The following is a 22,063-nucleotide window of genomic DNA, read 5'->3' on the forward strand; positions in this document are numbered from 1 at the left end:
GGTAACCATGTGCGGCATATTTGGTGTAATGGATAAGAGGCGTCAGGTGATGGACGGTTCCGGCATCCGGCAGGCCCTCTCCATAATGAACGAGCGCGGCAGCGGCGAGGGGGCGGGATATGTCGCCTACGGCATCTACCCCGACTACCGGGACTGCTACGCGCTCCATGTCTTCCTCGACAACGCCTGCGAGAGTAAAGCGGCTGTCGACGCAACACTGGAGCAGTGGGGGGCGATCGAGCACGACGAGGCGATCCCGACCTGCAACCAGAAGAACCTCAGGACGCCCTGCACCCCCTGGCGCTACTTCTTCAAGCCCGACGCCTCCCTTGCGCCGGAGAGCGCATCGCCAGAAAAGGACGTCGTCACGAACCTCGTGATGCAGGTCAACACCTGCGTAGAAGGCGCCGAGGTCGTCTCCTCAGGGAAGAACGTCGGGGTCTTCAAGGCCGGAGGAGCCGGTAGCTGGCCGGAAGCGGTGGCGGACTACTACCGGATCCAGGACTACGAGGGCTACCTCTGGCTCGCGCACAACCGTTACGCGACGGGCTCCCCTGAGTTGTGGGAGCGGCCCGACCCGTTCAACCTGCACGACTGGAGCGTCGTGGAGAACGGCAAGACCACCACTTACGGGACCAACCGGCGCTACATCGAGAGTTTCGGCTACAACTGCACGACCTCCACCGACAGCGAGGTCATCGCCTACGCAATCGACCTCATGGTGCGGCGACACGGTCTCGATATCGACCTCGCCGTCCGGGCGCTCGCCCCTCCCTACTGGGAGGAGATCGACCGGATGCCTGAGGCCGAGCAGAAGTTGAACCGCGCCCTCCGGTTCGCCTACGGCCCTGCGGCGATGAACGGACCGTTCACCGTCGTGGCCGCGAACCCCGACATGATGGTCGGGTTCACCGACCGGGGCAAACTCCGGCCGATGGTCGTCGGCGAATGCGCGGACCGCCTCTATATCGCAAGCGAAGAGTCGGCGATCCGGGTCATGGAGCCCGGCGTCGAGTCGGTCACGCGGCCGGCCGCCGGTGAGCCGGTCATCGGGAGGGTTTCCCCATGAACGCCTGTAACCTCGGCAGCATGCCGCTCCGGTACCGGATCGCGATCGACCGCGACCAGTGCATGGAGTGCGGACGCTGCGTTGAGAACTGTTCCTACGGCGTCTTCCGGCAGGAGGGGGATAAGATCCTGATCAACTCCCGGAAGTGCACCGCCTGCCACCGGTGCCTCACCTACTGCCCCCGTGACGCCATCATGCTCACGGAGCAGCCCTGCGACTACCGGAGCCACCCCGTATGGAACCGGCAGGTCAGGGAGGCAATCTACAACCAGGCCCGGACGGGGAAGATCATCCTCGCCGGGATGGGCAGCGTCGCGAACCTCCCGGTCATCTTCGACCGCCTGATGCTTGACGCCTCCCAGGTCACCACGCCCCCCACCGACCCGCTCCGCGAGCCCGTCGAACTCCGGACCTACCTCGGGAAGAAACCGGGTAGACTGGACTTCCGGCAGAAGGAGAACGGGGACGTCGAACTCGCCACGGAACTCACCCCGAACCTCATGATCGAGACGCCGATCCTGCTCGGCCACATGAGCTACGGTGCGATCAGCCTCAACGCCCACATCGCGATGGCCCGGGCGGCACGCGAGATCGGGACCTACATGGGCACCGGGGAAGGCGGACTGCACCCGAACCTCTACCCCTACGAGGACCGGATGATCGTCCAGGTTGCCTCCGGGCGGTTCGGGGTGAACGTCGATTACCTGAACCGCGGCGCTGCTATCGAGCTCAAACTCGGCCAGGGTGCAAAACCGGGCATCGGCGGGCACCTCACCGGCGAGAAGGTCAGTAAGGATGTCTCCAAAACACGGATGATCCCGCAGGGAAGCGACGCCATCAGCCCTGCGCCGCACCACGACATCTACGGTATCGAGGACCTCCCCCAGCTCGTCCACGCCGTCAAGGAAGCGACGGAGTGGAAGAAACCGGTCTTCGCGAAGATCGCGGCCGTCAACAACAACGCCGAGAACGTGGCGGCCGTTGCCCGTTCCGGGGTGGACGCCATCGCGATCGACGGGTTCCGGGGCGGCACGGGCGCCGCGCCGCGGGTCTTCCGCGACCACGTCGGCATCCCGATCGAGGTTGCCATCGCGAGCGCGGATAAGGAACTCCGGAAGCAGGGGCTCAGGAACGAGGTCTCCCTCATCGCCTGCGGCAGCATCCGGGAGAGCCCGGACATCGTGAAGGCGATCGCCCTCGGGGCGGATGCGGTCTACCTCGGGACCGCGGTGCTCGCAGCGATGGGCTGCCGTGTCTGCGGGAACTGTTACCAGGGCCTCTGCCCCTGGGGCATCGCCACCCAGCGCCAGGACCTCGTGGACCGCCTGAACCCCGACGTGGCATCGAAGCAGGTCGCGAACCTGCTCCACGCCTGGACGCTCGAGATCACCGAGCTGATGGGTGCGGCCGGGATCACCAGTATCGAGAGCCTGCGGGGTAACCGCGACCGGCTCCGGGGCTATATGCTGGATGAGGGGCTTCTTGACGTCCTCGATGTCAAGCCGATAGGAGCGTGAGCAGCATGACAAAACAGGTCACGATCGATGCGAAGGGAGTGCACTACACCCCCTTAAACCAGCAGATAAGGAAGGCTCTCGAGGACGGGGCTGATGAGGTCATCGTCAACAACGTCCTCGGGCAGCGGTTCATCGGCGACGGTCTCCACGGAGACGCCACGATCCGGGTCAACGGTGTCGCGGGCGGCGACCTCGCCATGTTCATGAGCGGGCCGACGGTCATCGTCCACGGCAACGCGGAACATGCCCCCGGCAACACGATGGACTCCGGGAAAGTGGTGATCCACGGGAGCGCCGGGGATGCGGTGGCGCACAGCATGCGGGGCGGCAAGGTCTTCGTCCGCGGCGACATCGGCTACCGGGGCGGGATCCACATGAAGCAGTACGAGACGCAACGCCCCATACTGGTCGTGGGAGGGTCGGCACAGACCTTCCTTGGTGAGTACATGGCGGGCGGCCTCCTGATCGTCCTCGGTCTCGACGGGGTCATGAAAGCCCGCGAGATCGGGAGCGGGATTCACGGCGGGGAGATCGTCATCCGCGGGGACGTGGACGACGCCTGCCTCGCCGCAGGAGCAAAGAAGGTGCCGCTCACCGAGGAGGACCGCACACGGATCGTCCCGGTGCTCAGAGAGTTTGCAACCGATTTCGGGCTCGACCCCGAACCGCTCGTGAACGCGAACTACACCCGGATCGTTCCTGCGAGCGCACGGCCCTTTGCCGGGAAGTATACCTGGGAGTGATAGGCATGGAGATGAAGACGTACAAGGACCTGGAGTCCGAGGTCTGGGCTACGGGCCTCTGTTCCGGGTGCGGAGCCTGCGTGGCGGTCTGCCCGGCGGACGCTCTCCGGTTTGTACCGGGGAACACCGATGCGCCGGTGAACAACTGCTACTGCAAGGCCGAGAACGACAGCGTGCCCTGCGGGGCATGCTACGCGGCCTGCCCGCGGGTCGACCTCGCGGGGCAGGGGAAGATGCTCGGGTCCTACCAGGAGATCGTTGCGGCCCGGTCGGTATTCCCGGTCGAACGCAAGCAGAGCGGCGGCGCGGTGACGGCGATCCTGGTCAACGCCCTTGATGAGGGACTGATCGACGCGGTCGTCACGGTGACGAGAGACCCCTGGACGATGAGACCGTCCTCGGCGGTGATCACCGCCTCGGATGCGCTCATCCAGCACGCCGGGAGCCGCTACTCCTGGTGGGTGCCGCTCCTCGCCTCCTTGAAGGAGGCGGTGGTCACCCGAAAGTACCGGCGGATAGCCGTCGTGGGCGTGCCCTGTGTGGCACGGGCGACGCAGATGATCCGGACGAGCGACCATGACCTCCTCCGGCCCTACGCGAAGGCGATCCGGCTCGTGATCGGTCTCTTCTGCACGGAGACCTTCGACTACGCCAAACTGGTCGAGGAGAAACTGCAGTCCGAGCGCAATATCGAGCCCTGGGAGATCCGTCGCCTGAACATCAAGGGCAAGATGGATGTCTATCTGCAGGACGAGCGGCAGTTCTCCATCCCCCTCGCCGACCTCGAGGAGTCCGTCCGGCCCGGGTGCCACGTCTGCACCGATTTCACGGCGCTGAGCGCGGATGTCTCGGCCGGGGCCGTCGGGTCGCCGGAAGGCTACACGACGCTCGTGATCCGGAACGACATCGGCAAGGGGTTCGTCGACCGGGCGATCTGGCAGGGCAAACTCTCGACCGGCGGCAGCGTCGACCTCGCCCTCATCGAGCGCCTGGCGGCAAAGAAGGCAGAGCGGCAGGCTGAATAACCCTCTTTTTTTTATGGGCCTCCCGGTCCCGCCCGGTGCGCCGCCGAAGAGCGATCGGCAGGGTAAACAGTAGTTGTCCGAGAGACGGTGCCTCATGAGATATGCAAAGGAGATACACCCTGCAGATGAAGGGTTGAGGAGAGAACTGCTCTCCAGCGGGTGGAGACGGATCAAAGAGCCCGCAAACCTCCTGACGGCAACGTTGCTCTCGCTGCCGTTTGCCTTCCTGCTCGGGGCGATCACGCTGGCGATTCTATACGGGTTGGATCCTTCACTCTATGCTTTCGCAGGAGACGGCCAGCAGTTCTCGTTCACGATCTCTTTCGATCTCGCTACCCTGCTCTTTATCCTGGCAGTCCCCCTGTTCATGGCTCTCCATGAAGGCATCCATGCCCTGCTCATCCCGGACGCTCTCACCTCGGATAACGTCTTCTGGGGGGTCAATGGAGTATTCGGGTTTGTCTTTACGACCCAGGAGATCAAAAGAGGGCGGTTCCTCATTATATCCGTCATGCCCTACCTGGCACTCTCGGTGATCCTGCCGTACATCCTCTCAATTGTTGGCTCGCTCAACGGCTACACGGCATTCCTCTGTCTCCTCAACGCCATGGGGTCCAGTGTGGACATCCTGACGGCAGGTCTCGTGGCCATTCAGGTGCCCAGGGGAGCCACGATCATCAGCAACGGTTTTGAGACCTACTACAGGGCGGCCGTTCCTTCCTCAGCGCCGGGGCATGTAGGGTCTTCTGACCGATGAGCCTCACGTATCTCGCTGTGCTCATGCCGCGAGGGTCACATTCTGACGGGATATACTGATCGGAAGTGCAAGAGGGACCGGGTTAGGTCGGGCTCCCTGTAATCCCGCTCCTTACTTTCCCGTCGTCCTCTTGATCCGCGCAAGCGGCGACGAACGTTCCAGGAACTCCGAGAGGAACGCGGCGAACTCCTCGTCCCAGCACTCCGCACCGGCCTTCACCGTCCAGCCCTGCTTCATCGAGCGGCGGACGTGCTTGCCGAGCGCGACCTCAAAGAGCGCCTTTGACCGCAGGAGGTCGAGAGCGCGGGTGAACGGGCGGGCGACCTCCACCACGTAGCGGCCGTCCTCGACGTAGGGACCGGCGAAGACCTCCTCGCTCACGTACTTCGCAAGGAACTTCTCCGCATTCTCCCGGGCCGAGAGCGGCGGCCCGATATGCCGGCGCATCGCCGGGACGGTCTCGGCCATCAGCTCGAAGAGGAGGATGCACCGCTCCGGCCCCATGCAAACGTCGATGCGGCTCACCGGGAACTCGCTCCGTTCCAGGAGGTCCCGGACAGACTCAGCCGATTTCCGGAGCTGGGGCACCACCGTGTCGGGGGTGTAGCCCGGCGTTGCAAACGTGAGGGAGAAGAGGTGCGTCCCCCGTGCCGCAAGCAGTCGGGCAAAGACCTCGCCAGTGAGCGGCGGGGGGGGCGACCGGCGGAAGAACGCCGCCGACGGCTCCGCAAGGTAGCCGCGGGCGAGTTCCGCGAACTCGAACATCCTTGAAACCGAGAGCGCCGCCGAGACGTTCCTCTCCGGGTCGACGGGGTCGATGACGACGAGCGGATCTTCAAAACGCTTCGTCCCGTGCCCCTCGATATCGATCGTCTCGCCCGGCCTCCAGTCGGCGGCAGCGTGAAGGAGCGCGTGGAACCCGCCGTAGTAGATCGTCAGGACCTCGCAGAGGTAGCCGGAGAACCCCTCGGTCATGTGGTCCGAGCCGTAGACCCCGCCCGCCTTCGCAAACTGCTTCGCGAGGAGGACGTCGTCGGCGTAGCCGTCGATGTGCGCGAGGATGTAGCGCGTGTGAAAGGGTGTCCGGTCCACGGCGCTCTTGATCTCGGTGGCACTTTCTACCGCGTAGCAGGGGACGAGGTCAATATCGAGCGAGTTGATCGTCGCGTTGACGTAGGGGTGCTCCGCGTACTTCTCGCGCCAGGTCGCGCCGAACTCCTCCGCGATCCGGTGTGCAAGGGAGAGCCCCTGCTCCTGCAGCTCCTCGCGGGAGAGCGCGGGGTCAAAGAGCATGAAGACGTCGAGGTCCCGGTCGCCCCGGACGAAGGTGTCACGGGCGACGGAGCCCACCATCATCGCCTTCGCCATCCCCGAGCGCTCCACCGCCTCGATCAGGCGCCCGCCGATCGCCCGTATGTAGGCCCGCTCCTCGGGGGTAGGCCGGATCGTCCCGAGCACCTCCTCCTCGCAGGGGTACCGGGTCACAGCGCGACCTCCGCAAGATCCTCGTAGATCGGCCCCCGGGGCGTAAGGGTGCTCTTCTTGAGTTTGATCCGCTCCACCCGGAACCTCCCGAGGGGGTCGCGGGGGATGCGTTCCACGTCCCGGCACTGCGAGGGGTGGAACTCCTTGACCCGGGCAAGGGTCGCGTGGGGGCGGAAGGGGCGGGTCTCCCGGGAGAACCCGAGCGGCGCGAGGAGGGCGTCCACCTCCCGGGCGAGGGCGGCGCTCTCGCCGGCGTCCCTGACGTCGCACCAGATCACCCGCGGGCGACGGGGCGGGTTGCAGACCGCGTGCCCGACCGTCATCTCGAAGGGGGCAGCCCTGACGGCCCGGAGTGCCTCGACGATCGGCTCGATCTGCGCCGGCTCAACCTCCCCGAGAAACTTGACCGTGATGTGGAGGTTTTCGGGGTCGACGATGGCGAGCCGGCCCTCGGACCGGGCGAGGAACTCCTGGGATTCCCGGGCTCTCTCGCGGATCTCCTCCGTCAGATCGATTGCAACGAACGTCCTGACCATATCACTATACTATCGCGTCTCACCCTAGAAAATGGTGATTGTCCGGCAGAGGCGCACCGGCCAGAACCGGGTGTCCTGGCGATGGAAATGCAAACCCGGCACGGGACATCGCTTCAATACTCACCGAACCACCGGAGCGGACTCCCGCCAACGAACCAGAAAGGCAGAGATATATCCATCCGGAGTCAAAATATTACGACCAATTCTGGGGGTAATTATCATTTCCGATACGGCACAATTTATCGTTTATACACTGGAATTTTGCCCGAACTGCGAAATTCTCAAAGAGTTCCTGGCCTCCAGGGGGGCTCCCTACACTGAGTGCGACATGGCGTCCGCCGAGGGACTGACGGAACTCCGGATGAACGGCGTATTCGTCCAGGAAGCGCCGGTACTACAGAAAGGCGACACATTCTATACATCCGGCGATCTCTTTGCCGGCGGCGCGCTCCGGGAAGACCTTGTCGCCGACCTGATCGCGGGGGCATGAGGTTGGCGCGCAAATCGACGCAAACGACTATATTCGGGGAGTTTATCCCCACCTTCCCGAAGGTCCGGACCTCGCGTGGCTTCCTCCTGGACTGGAACCGGGACCGGATCGTCAGGCAGATCATCGAAGAGACCCGGCTGGTCGAGACCTTCTACGGCTACGAGGGGGCCGACGAGGAGACGGCGCAGGATATCGCCCGGCGGGTCGAGAGGAAGATCCAGATGCTGGGCCTCCAGTCGCTCTCCGGCCCCCTGATCCGCGAGATCGTCAACATGACCCTCCTCGAGCGCGGGCTCACGTCCTACCGCAACGTCTGCACCCGGGTGGGAACCCCGGTCTTCGACGCGCACCTCATCGACGTGGGGAGGGGCTTTGAGGCCCACGACAACGCCAACCTCCAGGAGAACGCCGAGACCTCGCACAAGAAGAAGGCGGACAAGATCAGTAAGGAGCAGTACCTCCTGCAGCTCCCTCCCGAGCTTGCGGACCACCACCTCCGCGGCGACCTCCACATCCATGACCTGGAATACTTTGGGACCCGGCCGTTTTGTCAGGATTGGGACCTCCGTTACTTCTTCTACTACGGCCTGATGCCCGACGGCAACGGGACGAAGGCCTCGGTCGCCGGCCCGGCAAAGCGGGCCGAGGTGGCGGTCCTCCACGCGGTCAAGGCGCTCGGGTCTGCCCAGACGAACTTCGCCGGCGGCCAGGGCTACTACAACTTCCTGACGTTCATGGCGCCGTTCTTCGAGGGGATGGACTACGAGGAGATCAAGCAGCTGATGCAGATGTTCGTCTACGAGATGACCCAGATGATGGTCGCCCGGGGCGGCCAGGTGGTCTTCTCGTCGGTCCAGCTCTCTCCCGGCGTTCCCACCCTCTGGCGGGACAAACCCTGCGTCTACCGCGGGAAGGTCTGGGACGGAAAGCAGGCGCCGCTCCGGACCTACAGCGATTTCGAGCGGGAGGTCCGGCTCCTCTTCAAGGCGCTGATGGAGGTGATGCTCGAGGGGGACTACTGGGGCAAGCCCTTCTCCTTCCCGAAGCCCGAGATCAGCATCGAGCCCGACTTCCTCAGCGAGAACGAGGAGTACAACCGGGAACACCCCGACCTTCCCACCTACCACGACCTCTACCTGATGACGTTCGAGCTCGCGTCCAAGTACGGCACCCCCTACTACGACAACCAGATCCCCGGCTACCGGGGCGCCGGGGAAGGAATCTCCTGCTACCAGTGCCTTGCAGGCGACGAACTGGTCCCGGTCGCCGACCACGACGGCAGGATCACTGTTGGGGCGATTCGAGATCTCTTCGATACCGCAGCAAAGAACGGGCGGCGGATAGACCCGTTCGGCACGGAACTCGCCTACTACGACGGGAAGGCCCCGAGCGTCGACTTCACCACCCTGGAAGCATCGCTCCGCCCGTTCCACGGCGTGATGCGCCAGCGCTACACCGGAGACCTCCTCCAGATAACCCTGGAGTCGGGACGGCGGATCACCGTCACGCCCGACCACCCGGTCTATGCCCTGGAGGGCGGGAGATTCGTCAGGAGAACCGCAGGAGACCTGGATATCGGCGACTACCTGCCGGTCTTGAAGACGGGCGATCTCTGCGAGAGCACGGTTGCGGAGATCGACGTTGCCGCGGTCCTCACGCGTGCCGGCCACGCCGGTGCCGTCCGTGCCTCCGATTCGGAGGTGAACACCCGGGGTGCAAGACGCCCTGGCCTCCCCCGCACCCTCCCGGTCACCCGCGACCTCGCACGGTTCCTCGGCTACTACCTCGCGGCGGGGGCAAGCGAGCATACCGGCCGGCGCTATGCGGTCCGGCTCTCGTTTGAGGGAGACGAGTCACGCGTTGCGGCGGACGCCGCCGCCTGCATCCGCGCTGCCTTCGGGTGCGAGCCCGAGGTCCGCACCTCATCGGCAGGGACCACCGTCACCATCAAGAGCAAACTCATCTACCTCCTGGTCGACGGCCTCGGGTGCGGCTCCTCAGAGGGCGAGAGGACGGTGCCCGACCTCCTCTTCAACCTCGACCGCGCCCGGGTGGGTGACTACCTCGGTGCGGCCTTCCACGCCAGGACGACCTCCGGGCGCCGTGCCCGGAGCATCAGGCTGAAGGCGGCCTCCCGCGACGCGGTCCAGAAACTGGTCTGGCTCGCCAATGGGATCGGCGTACAGATGAGTTATGCCGAACGCGAGGCCCCGGAGAAGACCTACATCTGTCGGATCACCGCCCAGGACCAGATCGACCGGTTCTCCGCTGAGACCGGGTGCCCGGCGGAGGTACCGCTCGGCCGGCAGACCGATGGGACCTTCACGGACCTTCCGGCGAGCGGGCACGCTGCCGGGTACACCGGGGTCGCCTGCGCGAGCAGGTACCGGGCCTGCGGGATGGACGGCCTCCAGGTATCGCTCTACATCCCGCCCAGCACCCGCGAGACCGGGAGAGAAGAGCTCGCCCGGGGAGACGTCCACCCGCTCCGCATCCGCTCGATCGAAGAGGTCGATCACGACGGCTACGTCTACGACCTCGTCGACGTCGCCGGCACCCATACCTTCTCGACCGCGCTCGGCATCGTGACCGGGAACTGCTGCGCCTACCAGTTCTCCTCCCTTGCCGACGAGGACGACGAGTTCGAGGACAAACTCTACTTCCGCGAGGGGAAGCACTTCTCGATGGGTTCCTGGCAGGTGATGTCCATCAACTGCCCGCGGGCGGCCTACAAGGCGGATGGCGACCAGGAACGGCTCTTTGCCGAACTGAAGTCCCTCATGGACATCGCCGTCGACCTCTACCGGATCAAGCGGCGATGGATGTCCCTGATCCGGACCAACGGGCGGATGCCGTTTGCGATGCAGCGCCCGAAGGACCCGAACACCGGCGAACGCGGCGCGGTTGCCGTCGACCTCGAGGGGCTCGTCTACACCATCGGCGTCGTCGGTGTCAACGAGATGGTGCAGCACTTCACCGGCCACCAGCTCCACGAGTCAAAGGAGGCGTTCCGTCTCGCCGTCCGGGCGATGACCGAACTCGAGATGTACTCCCGTGAACTCTCGAAGAAGCACAACATGACGATCGCCCTCGCCCGCACCCCGGCGGAGACGACCGGCCAGCGGTTCGCGGTCGCCGACCTCCTCGACGAGCGGTTCCGGGACCACGCGATCAAGGTCATCAAGGGCGACGCTGATAAGGCGCTCGATATGCTCGGTAAGACGCTCGACCTCCCCATCTACTACACGAACGGCACCCATGTCACCCCGGCGGCCCCGGTCCCGCTCACGAAACGGATCGAGATCGAGCACGTCTTCTTCCCGGTCGTGGACGGCGGCAACATCTTCCACATCTGGCTCGGGGAGGCGCGTCCTGATCCCCGGGGGCTGATGGAGATGGCGATGAACCTCTGCCGGACGACCCAGATTGGCTACTTCGCCTTCACCCGGGACCTGACGGTCTCCCTCAAGGAGTACCGGGACCTCAAACCGCCGCGCCCGGACCAGGGGAAGGCAGGCGGCCTCTCTCCGGCGGCGGATCGGGCGGACGCCTGACCGCTATCACACCTTTTTTTGCTTCTCGCGGCGACTCAAGTGAGGGACCGTCCGGCCGGAGGCTGCGGCGGCGCATGATGAGGCAACACCTATGATCGATCTCAAAACTCCACTCCTCGCCATCGACGTCGGCAGGGGCACCCAGGATGTCCTGGTCTACGAGCCCGGCCGGACGATCGAGAACAGCATCAAACTGGTCCTCCCCTCCCCGACCGTGATCGTGGCGGGGAAGGTCCGGCAGGCAACCCGGGCCGGGCGCCCGGTCTTCCTGGACGGGTTCCTGATGGGCGGCGGCGCGAACACCGGCGCGATACGCAAGCACCTGGCCGCGGGGCTCCCCGTCTACGCGACGCCGGAGGCCGCTGCGACCCTCCACGACGACCCGGAGCGGGTCAGGGCGATGGGAGTCGAGATCCGGGCCGGACCGCCGGGGGACGCGGTGACCATCCGCACCACCGACTACATGGAGCCGGAACTCCGGCAGGCGCTCTCCCTCTTCGGCGTCGACTACCCGGAAAACGTCGCCGTAGCGGTCCAGGACCACGGCTACTCCCCGCACCGGAGCAACCGCATCCACCGGTTCGAGCTGATGCGGGAGCGGCTGGACGCCGGCGACTGGGACCTCCTCTCGCTCGCGAGCGACCCACCACTCGCCGATATGACCCGGATGCAGGCGGTCCGCCGTCAGGCGCCGGACGCGCTCGTCACCGATACCGGGCCGGTCGCCCTCATCGGGGCGCTCTGCGACCCGGAGGTCCGGCGGATGGCAAAGACGGGGGTTACGCTCGTCAACGCCGGGAACGGGCACACCCTCTGCTTCACCCTGAAGGGCAGAGAAGTCTACGGGCTCTTTGAGCACCACACCGGTGCGCTCGACCCCGCAAAACTGCAGGACTACATACGGCGTCTCGCCGACGGCACCCTGACCTCAGAGGAGGTCTTTGACGACGACGGGCACGGGGCGGCGGTCAGGAGGCCGCTCAAGACCGATGCCGTCGTCGTCACGGGCCCGAACCGGCTCCGGCTGCTCCCCGATGCCTACCAGGCGGCACCCTTCGGGGACATGATGCTCTCGGGATGCTTCGGGCTCGCGCACCTCTGGAAGCAGCTACGAGCCTGAGCCAAACAGCCCGCTGAAGAGCTGCAGGAGCCAGTCGAGTATCGACGGCGAGGACGCGGCCCGTTCCTCCGTTGGCCCGGTGCCCCCTTCCGCGGCATAGAAGGCCGCTACGTCTTCCTTCCCGAGGCTCTGTAGGGCCGCAAGGTGCCCGACCGCTCCCTCGACGATCGTCTCGTGCTCGACACCCCGTTCCCACGCCCCCATAATCGTCTCCGACGGGCGGAGGTCCGAGTCCTCGATCCCGGCAAGCGCGTAGAGTTCAGGGAGGGACGCCTCCGCCGCGCCCGCCTCCCCGTTGGGCCGGATGGAGAGGACCGGGTCCGAAACACCCGTCGAGGGGATCGCCTGATCGCCGGCATAGGCGTATGCCCGGAAGGCAAAGAGGTCCGGGTTCGACGTCAGGTTCGTGACCAGCCGCTCCTCGGGGAGGGTGAGGTTGGCTACCGTCAGTCTCCCGGCCCTGGTGGTGACCAGGAACTCCCAGACCCCGCGTTCTCCGTCCCGGAGGCTCCCGGGCTCGCGGGTCCGCGTGATCTCGTAGACTCCGGTCTCGCCCGGCGGCGGCACCAGGACGACGTGAGCCGGGCTCTCCCCAGTCACCGTCAGGTTCCGGGCCTCGATGGTCACGGCGACGGTGAACGCCTCCCCCTCAAAGACCGCCCCCGGGTGCCGGCCTGCAAGGCGCATGGCAGGGTCGAGCAGCCACTCGAGGTTCGCGATCTCCACCCCGCTCCGGGTGAGGGCGACGTCGTCCGGCGTCCGGTCGAGGAGGAGACCGACCCCCCTGACGAAGAGGCCGTCGCGCGGCTCGGTGGCGGCGGACGGTGCCCCTGTCTCATTCCCCCCGGGGGTCGCCGACGGTCTGGCGGAGTTGACGAGCGGGTGACCGCTCTGGACCAGCGGGCGGTCGTTCGTGAGGTGAGATTTAGCCATCGTCGCGCTCGGCCGCGGGGGGGCATACTTCGCCAGGGTCGGTACCGCCTCTGCCTCCTCCTCATCGTCGGAGGTGTCGGTGAGATCATCCGTCCCGGAGTCGTCATCGGAGTCGTCAGTCCCGGAGTCACCGGGGCTGGAGTCGTTCTCACCCGTCAGGGAGAAGAACCCCACTGTAGGCTCCGTCGTGGGCGTCCCGGTCGGGGTTGACGTCGTCACGGCTGTCTCCTCATCATCGTCGGGGGTGTCGTTTGAGTCACCCGTGCCGGAGGCGTCGCCGGAAGTATCGGCGCTCGAGACGTCCATCCCGGAGAAGACCGTCAGAGTGGACTGCGTTGTGGGCGCCTCATCCGGGGTGGAGGGTTCGCTCGTGAGGGAGGCGGGCCGCTCCGTAACCTCTTTTTCCTCCCCAAAAACAGCCATCGGGGTGGGATCCGCCGGCGTGGGAGGGATCACCGGCGTCCTTGCGGCAACAGATTTATCATTGCCAGAGTCCGGGAGGGCGGACGCGAACGGAAGAACGAGGCAGAGCGCCAGAACCAGGAAGACGGGGAGAAGGCGCCTCATCGAGACCACCCCCGGCGTCCGGGGACCCCCGGCGCTCCTGCTGTTCTGCTGCAACCAACACGAGGTCCCACCACCCGTCCGGATCCTCCTTGCATGAGAGTCTCATGGAGACCGGACTAGTATAAATAATTTCCTGATCGGAGGCCGCCTGCGACCCCTCGTGGAAAACGGCCCTGCGAGAGCATGCCCGTGGCCCGTAACCTATCCGGATGCGGCCGGGCAGGACCGAACGGACCCTCCCCCAACAGAGGGATGCGAGGACTACAAAAAAAGATGGGTTTTAAGCCATCTCGTTCTGGGCCAGCTGGACATCGGCGATGTCGTGCTGCCGCTGTGCAAGAACCTTTGCCTTGAAGATATTCTTCCCCGCTTTGCCGATGGCAAGGCCCCGGTCTTCATCCCGGACCTCAACGAGAGCGACCTGGAGATCCTCCTCGTTGGTGTCGAAGTCGATATCGGTGACCTGAGCGGGAAGGAAACAGTTCCGGAGGAACTGGGCCGGATCTGCGGAGTACTCCACAACCTCGATCCTCTTGCCCATCACATCGGAGGCCTTCTTGATGCTCGATCCACTCTTACCGATGGCAAGCCCCATATCGCCGGGGTTGATCACGAAGATGATGCGCTCGTTGCGGTTGTCAACGATGCAATCGCGGCTGCCTGCGCCGGTGAGGCTCTCGAACTGGGAGATAAGGCGCATGCACTCCTCAGTCAGCACGACCTGTGGCATTGTCTACACTCTCGCAGCATTCAGGATATCGGATTCACCTGGCTCGACCACGGCAAGCGCACTGACGACGTACGGCATACCGCAGGCTTTCCCGAGCTGGACACTCGAGCCCTCGTAGACGTAGACAGGGATGTCGATCTCTTTCACGATATTTTTGACGGATTCGGGGCTGTTTTTGGCCACCACGACAAGCTTTGCCTTGCCTTCCTCGATGCATTCCCGGGTCTTGTTCTGTCCGAGGAATACCGTACCAGTCTTCACGGCTTTGCGTAGTGAAGCATTAAAGTCCATATTATGATTCTCCTAGATTTTCAGGTTTGTTGGTGTTGGTTTTGCGATGAGTTTCACATCACCGGTGCCGAGCTGAATAGGCTGGCCCACGATCACGTTCTCGGTGACACCGTTCAATTCGTCCACCTCGTTCGCGATTGCCGCATCGAGCAAGTGGTTGACCGTTACCTCGAATGCAGCCCGGGAAAGGACGCTCTCCTTCTCGCCGGCAATACCGTGCCGACCGATCTGCTTGACCTCGCCGTCCATGCACATCATATCAGCGACGAGCATGATATGACGGACATCGACGCCGATACCCTGTTCATTCAGGGTGCTCAGGGCCTCCCGGATGATCGCGTCCCGGCCTGCCTCGATTCCGAGGACATCGGCGATCTCGCTGATGTTGTTGCTCCGGGTGCGGGAGGTATCGACTCCCTCGACTTCGAAGACATCTTTTAGGTTGGAGCCCTCAGTATAAAGGATATACTCTCCGCCCTCCTTTCTGGCGACGACCCGCTCGATATCGTCGATACCCTGGACGATGACGTTTCGGACGTGTTCCGCGAGCTGGAAGAGATTCTGATAACTCTCCCGGTTCTTCGGGGTGAACGTGAGCGACGCCTTCTTCACGTCCCCTTCGACATCGAAGTCGCGGAAGTGCCGTTTTTCCCGGATCTTCCGTGGCCCGGTCTCGAAGATCTCCTCTACCCCGATCTTCCGTCGGTCGCAGACCGATTTGTTCAGCAGGACGAGGACCTGCATGTTCTCCATGTCAATGGTGATGTCGCCGAACTCGTGGAGCGGCGCGGCCTCGATCTGCCAGCTCACCTCACGGGCGCGGTCACGATTGAAGGCCCAGTCGTCCTGCAGGTAGATCGCCATCGTGGGGGTGCTCGGCTCCCGCCGGGCGTCCATGATCTCAATGAGGCGGGGGAGGCCGAGGGTAACGTTGATCTCGGCCACACCCGCGTAATGGAAGGTCCGCATCGTCATCTGGGTGCCGGGCTCGCCGATCGACTGCGCCGCCACGATGCCGACCGCCTCGCAGGGCTCGATCCGGCTCTTCCCGTACTCGGAGAAGACCTTTGCCAGGATCTCTTCAAACTGCTCCTCGGTGATCTCCCGCCCTGTAAGGCTCGCCTTCAGGTCTTCCCGGGTCCGGTAGGGCAGATCGAGGGTGTCGATCCGCTGCTCCATATCGCTGTTCACCTGACCTCCTCCTTTAAGACACTCTCTACGATACCCTTCACGTCTACCGGGGCTCCGTAACTGCTCCTTCCCGGGTCGGTCCCGTCCTCGCCGTAGCAGAACTGGATGATCCGGCCGCCCGTCGTCCGGACGGTGCCGTCGTACTCCACCTTGAGGTCCTGCAGGGCGTTGATCATCCGCCGCTGCAGATACCCGCTCTGCGACGTCCGGACCGCCGTGTCCACAAGACCTTCACGCCCACCGATGGCGTGGAAGAAGAACTCGGTGGGGGTGAGGCCGCTCTTGTAGCTGTTGGTGACGAACCCGTGCGCCTCTGCGCCACGGTCGTTCCTCCGGAAGTGTGGCAGGGTCCGGTCCTCGTAGCCACGCACGATTCGTTCGCCACGGACCGACTGCTGGCCGAGGCAACCGGCCATCTGCGTCAGGTTCAGCATCGACCCACGGGCACCGGAGACCGCCATCACCACGGCGGTGTTGTCCATGCCAAGGTGCCGCCCGGCGATCTCACCTGTGCGGTCACGGGCCTTGCCGAGCACCTGCATGATCTGCATCTCAAGCGTCTCCTCAAGCGTCCGGCCCGGCATCGGCTCGAGTTGCCCCTCGTTGTAGATCTTGATCCGGCGGTCGACGTCGGCGAGAGCGCCGGTGAGCACCTCGTCGATCTGGCCGTACTCGGTCTTGGTCAGGTCCTCGTCATCGATACCAAACGAGAACCCTTTGAGCATGATGCCCCGGATCGAGAGTTTGGTCACGTCATCGATGAACCGGGCGGCCCGCTTCATGCCGTGCTGCCGTATGATCCGGTGCAGGATCTGCCCGTCGAACGCGCCGATCCCCTTCTTGTCGATGGTGCCGGTGATCAGGTTTCCGTCGATGACCTGGACGAACGCATCGTTCTCGCAGAGCTCACGTTTGCAGGTCTCGCAGTTCTGACACGACGAGGCGTGGAAGACGGTGTTCAGGTCTCTCGGGAGGACGAGCGAGAAGACCTGCTTGTTGGTCCAGAGCGGGTTCCCGTTCTCATCAAGTCTGTCCGGCTCGGGCAGCTCGTCGATGGGCAGATGCTGGGTGAGGTAGAGCGTCGTCTCCTTGTCGAAGTGCCGGACCGTGTGCGTCAGGAGGAAGATTCCCGAGATGTGGTCGTGGATGCCCCCGATGATCGGGCCGCCGGTTCTCGGCGAGAGGATGTTCGCCTGCACCGAGACCAGGATCTCGGCCTCGGCCCGTGCCTCCTCGGTCTGAGGGATATGCAGGTTCATCTCGTCGCCGTCGAAGTCGGCGTTGTAGGGCGGGCAGACGGCCGGGTTCAGCCGGAAGGTCTTCCCATCCATCACGACGACCCGGTGGGCCATGATGCTCATCCGGTGCAGCGAGGGCTGCCGGTTGAAGAGGACGATATCGTTGTCCTTCAACTGCCGCTCCACGGTCCAGCCGGGCTCGATCATCTCGGTGACCGTCTCCAGGTTTGCATCGGAGAGCCGGACCCTCCTGTTGTCGGGCCGGATCGCGTAGTTTGCACCGCAAGGGGACCTGATGGTTGGGCGCTCGGGACCATTCAGGACGTACTGCTTCATCTCCTCGATGTTAAACTGCGTCACCCTTATCGGGAGCGTCATCTCGTTTGCGATGGCAAGCGGGATGCCGACCTCGCCTATCGAGAGGTTCGGGTCCGGAGAGATGACCGTACGGGCGGAGAAGTTCACACGCTTACCGGAGAGCGAGCCACGGAACCGCCCTTCCTTTCCTTTGAGACGCTGCGAGAGGGTCTTCAAGGGCCGGCCGCTCCGGTGCCGGGCGGGCGGGCACCCTGCCACCTCGTTGTCGAGATAGGTGGTGACGTGGTACTGCAGGAGTTCCCAGAGATCCTCGATGATCAGCTGGGGCGCGCCGGCGTCCTGGTTCTCCTTGAACCGCTGGTTGATCCTGATGATGTCCACGAGCTTGTGGGTCAGGTCGTCCTCGGACCGCTGCCCGTTCTCCAGGATGATCGAGGGGCGCATCGTGACCGGCGGGACCGGGAGGACGGTGAGGATCGTCCATTCCGGCCGCGCGACGTCCGGGTTGACCCCCAACGCCCGCAGGTCTTCATCCGGGATCCGCTCGAGGCGCGCCCGGATGTCTGCCGGGGTCAGTTTGTGCTCGATCTTCCGCCCCTCCTCCACGAAGACCTCGGAGAAGGTGGTGGGTTTCTCGAAGTTGATCTTGAGCTGCTGCTCCCCGCAGTGGGGGCAGACCCGCTCTTTCTTGATATCCTTCTCGGAGACGATCTCGCCCGCGAGGTCGCTGTCGTCGGTCCCGACGATCTTCTCGACCTCTTCGGCCGTCATCAGCAACCGGGAACAGGACCTGCAGGAGACCCGCAGGAGTTTCCGGATCAACCGGGTGTAGCCGACATGGATGACGGGTTTTGCGAGTTCGATGTGCCCAAAGTGACCCGGGCAATCGGCCGCCTTCTGGTCGCAGGTCTTGCACCGGAGACCGGGGTCGATGACACCCAGGTTCAGGTCCATCAGGCCCTGAGGGTAGGGAAACCCATCGTCGTCATAGGTGTCCGCCCAGATGATCTTCCGGACGCTCATCTTGCGGATCTCCTTCGGGGAGAAGAGCCCGAACTCGATCCTTCCAACACGTTTTGGACTGGTCATAGTTTGATTGCGCCCCCTCTCTTATACCATATCGTCGAGTCTCAGGCGGGGAGCGATGCCCATGCTCTTCATCTCGTCAAGGAGGAGCTTGAACGCATAGCTCATCTCGACGGGGTAGATGTCGGTCTCGCTGCCGCAGGCAAGGCATCGCGTCACCTTCCGCTTCCGGTCCAGCATCGCCACCATACCGCACTTCGCGCAGACCCACTGGGTCACCTTATCCGATTCGTCGAGCAGCCGCTCTTTTAAGGCCATGGCCGCGCCGTGGCCGATCATCACGTCCCGCTCCATCTCACCGAACCGGAGACCACCCTCACGGGCACGTCCTTCGGTCGGCTGGCGGGTGAGCACCTGCACGGGGCCGCGCGACCGCGCGTGCATCTTGCTCGATACCATGTGGTAGAGCTTCTGGTAGTAGATGACGCCGATGTAGATGTCGGCCTCGAACTCCCGGCCGGTGATGCCGTCGTACATCACTTCGCGGCCGTTGTGCGCAAAACCGAGTTCCTTGAGCGAACTCCGCAGAGCCGTCTCGCGTTCGCCACGGAACGCGGTCGCGTTGATCCGGCGTCCCTCAAGAGAGCCGACCTTGCCGCCCAGCATCTCGAGCATGTGCCCGATGGTCATACGGCTCGGGACCGCATGCGGGTTGATGATCAGGTCGGGGGTCATGCCCGACTCGGTGAACGGCATATCTGCCGAAGACTGGATCAGCCCGATGACACCCTTCTGGCCGTGCCGGGATGCAAACTTGTCACCGATCTCCGGCACCCGGAGGTCCCGGGTCCGGACCTTCACGAGCCGCGAGGAGTTCTCGCCCTCGGTGATGATGACGGTGTCCACGATACCGTGCTCGTTGCTCCGCATCGTGACCGAGGTGTCGCGCCGCTTCTCGACGGCGATCAGCTCGCTCGTCGGCTCCTCGAGGAACCTCGGCGGGGAGGTCTTCCCGATCAGCACATCCTTCTCGCGGACGACCGTCTCGGGGTTGATGACGCCGTCGATATCGAGGTTCGCGTAGTACTCGGCACCGTGCGCACCGGAGACCTCTTCGTCCGGAACCTGGATCCTATCGACCTGACCGCCGGGGTAGCGCCGTTCCTCGCCGTCGTAGGTGCGGAAGAAGTGCGAACGCCCGAGGCCCCGGTCGATCGAGGCTTTGTTGATGATCAGCGCATCTTCAATGTTGAACCCCTCATACGAGATGATCGCGACGACGAAGTTCTGGCCGGCAGGCCGGTCGTCGGAGCCGATCGCATCGGAGGTCTGGGTGTAGGTGAGCGGTTTCTGGACGTAGTGGAGCATGTGCCCCCGGGTGTCGGGGCGGAGCTTCATGTTCGACGTAGCGAACCCGAGCGCCTGCTTGACCATCCCGGCGCCCATGGTGACACGGGGACTGGCGTTGTGCTCGGGAAACGGAACGTGCGCCGCACCGATACCCAGGATGAGCGAGGGGTCGATCTCAAGATGCGTGTGTTCAGGGGTGAGGTCCGCTTCGTTGATGGCGATGAAGAGGTCTTCTTCCTCTTCGGCATCGACGAACTCGATCGCGCCCTTCTTCACGATGTCGGCAAAGGTTATCTCGCCGCTCCTGACGAGCTCGAGATCGCCCTCGGCAACCTGCGGTATCCCATCGCGGCAGACGATCAGGGGGCGACGGGCTCTCCCGCGATCGGTGTGGACGATGACGTCGTTGTTGAACTCCTTGTAGGAGACGTTGACCTCGCCAGGAATCTCCCCGCGCCGACGCATATCGCGCATCCGCCCGACCAGGTCCCGGGGGTCGTCCACGAGCCCGATCAGGGCACCGTCGACGAAGACACGTGACTGCCTCATGCCGTCTCCCTCCGGAGGGCGATAACACCCATATCGTACAAAATACCCTTCACTTCCTCTTCGTCGAGAACGCCCTTGCTGATCTCGACCATCTGGGCGAAGTTCTTCACCAGCCCACAGTTCGGACCCTCAGGGGTCTCGCTCGGGCAGATCCGCCCCCACTGGGTGGGGTGCAGGTCACGGGCCTCGAAATGAGGCTGCGAACGGGAGAGCGGGGAGATCACGCGCCGGAGGTGCGAGAGCACCGCCATGTGGTCCACCCGGTCCAGGAGCTGCGAGACACCGGTGCGCCCGCCCACCCAGTTGCCGGTGGCAAGCGGGTGCAGCAGCCGCTCGGTCAGGACATCCGCACGCACGGCGGTGCCGATCGAGAGGTCGCGGTGGCGCATGCTGGCCCGTTCGAGCTGATACTTCACGTCCCTTGTCAGGCGGTTGAGCGAGATCCGGAAGAGGTCCTCCATCAGGTCGCCGGCAAGTTTCAGCCGTTTGTTCGAGTAGTGATCCTTGTCGTCGATCCGGCGCCGGTCAAGCACCAAGTCGAAACAGGCTTCGGCCATGCGGCCGAGGAAGTGCGCCTTTGCGAGACGGACACCCTCGATCGTCGACCGGTAGCCGGGGTCCTCCTCTTTCAAGCCCACCGGCATCAGGTAGTTCAAGTGCGGGAGGAGGTAGTTGTCCAGGACGAACTCCGCGCGCTTGCGCTGGTAGTCCCGGGTCTGGTTCGGGGCGAGTTTCTTCCCGACGTACATGACGCCGTCGTCGACGGTGTCGCACTCGCTCTCCTCCAGATTCTGCATCATGAAGGTGAGGATCTCCTCGTCGGTCGAGACCGCCTCCACGATGTCGTGGTCGCCCTGGAGCCCCAGCGCCCGCATCAGGTCGACGAACCGGAGATGTCCGGCGACCGAGGGGAACGAGACCTCGAGCAGGTTCTTGCGGTTCCGCTCGACGATCACGAGCGCACGGTAGCCCCGGTACTGCGAAAAGACCTTCGCCACGTAGATCCGTTCGTTGTAGCGCTCGGTGAACTCGGTCATGATCTTGTTCGAGGCAAGGTCTTCGAGCGTCATCAGCACCCGTTCCGTGCCGTTGACGATGAAGTAGCCACCGGGATCGAGCGGGTCTTCGCCGTGCGCGGTCCGCTCGGCATCGCTCAGGTTGTAGAGGTTGCAGGCTGCCGATCCCACCATCACCGGCAGCTGCCCGATGGTGGTGATGATCGGATCCTGCCGGTCTTCACCCTGGACGAGCGTCATCTCGAGCTGGATCGGCGCCGCATACGTGAGGTTCCGGAGGCGCGCCTCGCTCGGGAAGAGCTCGGACTGCGACCCGTCCGCCTCACGGACCCGGGGCCTCTTCACCTCGATCGTGCCCAGTTCAACCCACACGGCCTCTTTACCTTTCCCACGGGTCTCAATATCGGTCTCGATGACACGCTGTTCATCAACGACTTTCTGGAGGTTGTGCAGGAGGAAATTGTTATAAGAGTCTAACTGGTGACGCGCCACATGCTCCCGTGAAAAGTATGCTCTCGATAAAACACTTCTATCTAACAGATGGATCAGCTCCCCGGC

Annotated in this window: 17 protein-coding genes; 8 read left to right on the top strand and 9 right to left on the bottom strand. The window is 64.2% G+C overall.

From position 1 onward, the window contains the following. Positions 1–7 precede the first annotated feature (7 nt). From V6K60_RS12370 to V6K60_RS12390, 5 genes are all read left to right on the top strand, one after another. Complete coding sequence (locus tag V6K60_RS12370) at positions 8–1,069, top strand: hypothetical protein (RefSeq protein ID WP_332450905.1); 1,062 nt, start codon at positions 8–10, stop codon at positions 1,067–1,069. Next, positions 1,066–2,586: a glutamate synthase-related protein gene (locus V6K60_RS12375; RefSeq protein WP_332450833.1), complete on the top strand. Its 1,521-nt coding sequence runs from the start codon at positions 1,066–1,068 to the stop codon at positions 2,584–2,586. Before V6K60_RS12370 ends, V6K60_RS12375 begins: the two co-directional genes overlap by 4 nt. 5 nt (positions 2,587–2,591) lie before the next feature. After that, the gene (locus tag V6K60_RS12380) at positions 2,592–3,329 is read left to right on the top strand and encodes a hypothetical protein (RefSeq protein ID WP_332450834.1); all 738 of its coding nucleotides are present in this window, start codon (positions 2,592–2,594) and stop codon (positions 3,327–3,329) included. A gap of 5 nt (positions 3,330–3,334) precedes the next feature. Beyond that, positions 3,335–4,354 carry a Coenzyme F420 hydrogenase/dehydrogenase, beta subunit C-terminal domain gene (locus V6K60_RS12385; protein WP_332450835.1) on the top strand — a complete coding sequence of 340 codons (1,020 nt, stop codon included), beginning with the start codon at positions 3,335–3,337 and terminating at the stop codon, positions 4,352–4,354. A 94-nt stretch (positions 4,355–4,448) separates the two neighbouring features. Further along, positions 4,449–5,111 (top strand): DUF3267 domain-containing protein, encoded by a 663-nt coding sequence (locus tag V6K60_RS12390; RefSeq protein ID WP_332450836.1) that lies wholly within the window; start codon positions 4,449–4,451, stop codon positions 5,109–5,111. Between the two features lie 111 nt (positions 5,112–5,222). On the opposite strand, the gene cca is transcribed toward V6K60_RS12390, so the two are convergent. Together cca and thpR are read right to left on the bottom strand one after the other, a co-directional pair. Then, on the bottom strand, positions 5,223–6,596 hold the full coding sequence (gene cca, locus V6K60_RS12395) for a CCA tRNA nucleotidyltransferase (RefSeq protein WP_332450837.1): 1,374 nt from the start codon (positions 6,594–6,596) through the stop codon (positions 5,223–5,225). Then, positions 6,593–7,132 carry an RNA 2',3'-cyclic phosphodiesterase gene (gene thpR, locus V6K60_RS12400; RefSeq protein ID WP_332450838.1) on the bottom strand — a complete coding sequence of 180 codons (540 nt, stop codon included), beginning with the start codon at positions 7,130–7,132 and terminating at the stop codon, positions 6,593–6,595. Before thpR ends, cca begins: the two co-directional genes overlap by 4 nt. Before the next feature lie 328 nt (positions 7,133–7,460). On the opposite strand from thpR, the gene V6K60_RS12405 reads away from it, so the two are divergent. The 3 genes from V6K60_RS12405 to V6K60_RS12415 all read left to right on the top strand — a co-directional run bounded on the left by V6K60_RS12405 (position 7,461) and on the right by V6K60_RS12415 (position 12,296). Next, entirely contained in the window at positions 7,461–7,622 is a 162-nt protein-coding gene (locus V6K60_RS12405; RefSeq protein WP_332450839.1) for a hypothetical protein, read from the top strand. Beyond that, positions 7,619–11,176: an anaerobic ribonucleoside-triphosphate reductase gene (gene nrdD, locus V6K60_RS12410; RefSeq protein WP_332450840.1), complete on the top strand. Its 3,558-nt coding sequence runs from the start codon at positions 7,619–7,621 to the stop codon at positions 11,174–11,176. Before V6K60_RS12405 ends, nrdD begins: the two co-directional genes overlap by 4 nt. 91 nt (positions 11,177–11,267) lie before the next feature. Beyond that, positions 11,268–12,296, top strand: a complete 1,029-nt coding sequence (locus V6K60_RS12415) for a DUF1786 domain-containing protein (protein ID WP_332450841.1) — start codon at positions 11,268–11,270, stop codon at positions 12,294–12,296. Here the strand turns inward: V6K60_RS12415 and V6K60_RS12420 are convergent. The 7 genes from V6K60_RS12420 to V6K60_RS12450 all read right to left on the bottom strand — a co-directional run bounded on the left by V6K60_RS12420 (position 12,285) and on the right by V6K60_RS12450 (position 22,045). Further along, complete coding sequence (locus V6K60_RS12420) at positions 12,285–13,796, bottom strand: hypothetical protein (protein ID WP_332450842.1); 1,512 nt, start codon at positions 13,794–13,796, stop codon at positions 12,285–12,287. The genes V6K60_RS12415 and V6K60_RS12420 overlap by 12 nt on opposite strands. 280 nt (positions 13,797–14,076) lie before the next feature. Beyond that, positions 14,077–14,526 carry a NusA-like transcription termination signal-binding factor gene (locus V6K60_RS12425; RefSeq protein WP_332450843.1) on the bottom strand — a complete coding sequence of 150 codons (450 nt, stop codon included), beginning with the start codon at positions 14,524–14,526 and terminating at the stop codon, positions 14,077–14,079. Positions 14,527–14,529: 3 nt separating this feature from the next. Then, on the bottom strand, positions 14,530–14,817 hold the full coding sequence (locus tag V6K60_RS12430; RefSeq protein WP_332450844.1) for a 50S ribosomal protein L30e: 288 nt from the start codon (positions 14,815–14,817) through the stop codon (positions 14,530–14,532). A gap of 12 nt (positions 14,818–14,829) precedes the next feature. Then, complete coding sequence (gene rpoA2, locus V6K60_RS12435) at positions 14,830–15,996, bottom strand: DNA-directed RNA polymerase subunit A'' (RefSeq protein ID WP_442919578.1); 1,167 nt, start codon at positions 15,994–15,996, stop codon at positions 14,830–14,832. Between the two features lie 8 nt (positions 15,997–16,004). After that, on the bottom strand, positions 16,005–18,653 hold the full coding sequence (locus tag V6K60_RS12440; protein WP_332450846.1) for a DNA-directed RNA polymerase subunit A': 2,649 nt from the start codon (positions 18,651–18,653) through the stop codon (positions 16,005–16,007). A gap of 21 nt (positions 18,654–18,674) precedes the next feature. Continuing rightward, positions 18,675–20,489 carry a DNA-directed RNA polymerase subunit B gene (rpoB, locus tag V6K60_RS12445; protein ID WP_332450847.1) on the bottom strand — a complete coding sequence of 605 codons (1,815 nt, stop codon included), beginning with the start codon at positions 20,487–20,489 and terminating at the stop codon, positions 18,675–18,677. After that, complete coding sequence (locus V6K60_RS12450) at positions 20,486–22,045, bottom strand: DNA-directed RNA polymerase subunit B'' (RefSeq protein WP_332450906.1); 1,560 nt, start codon at positions 22,043–22,045, stop codon at positions 20,486–20,488. The genes rpoB and V6K60_RS12450 overlap by 4 nt, the downstream gene beginning before the upstream one ends. Between the last annotated feature and the right edge of the window lie 18 nt (positions 22,046–22,063).

The organism is Methanoculleus sp. (assembly GCF_036677455.1).
Taxonomy (GTDB): Archaea; Halobacteriota; Methanomicrobia; order Methanomicrobiales; family Methanoculleaceae; genus Methanoculleus.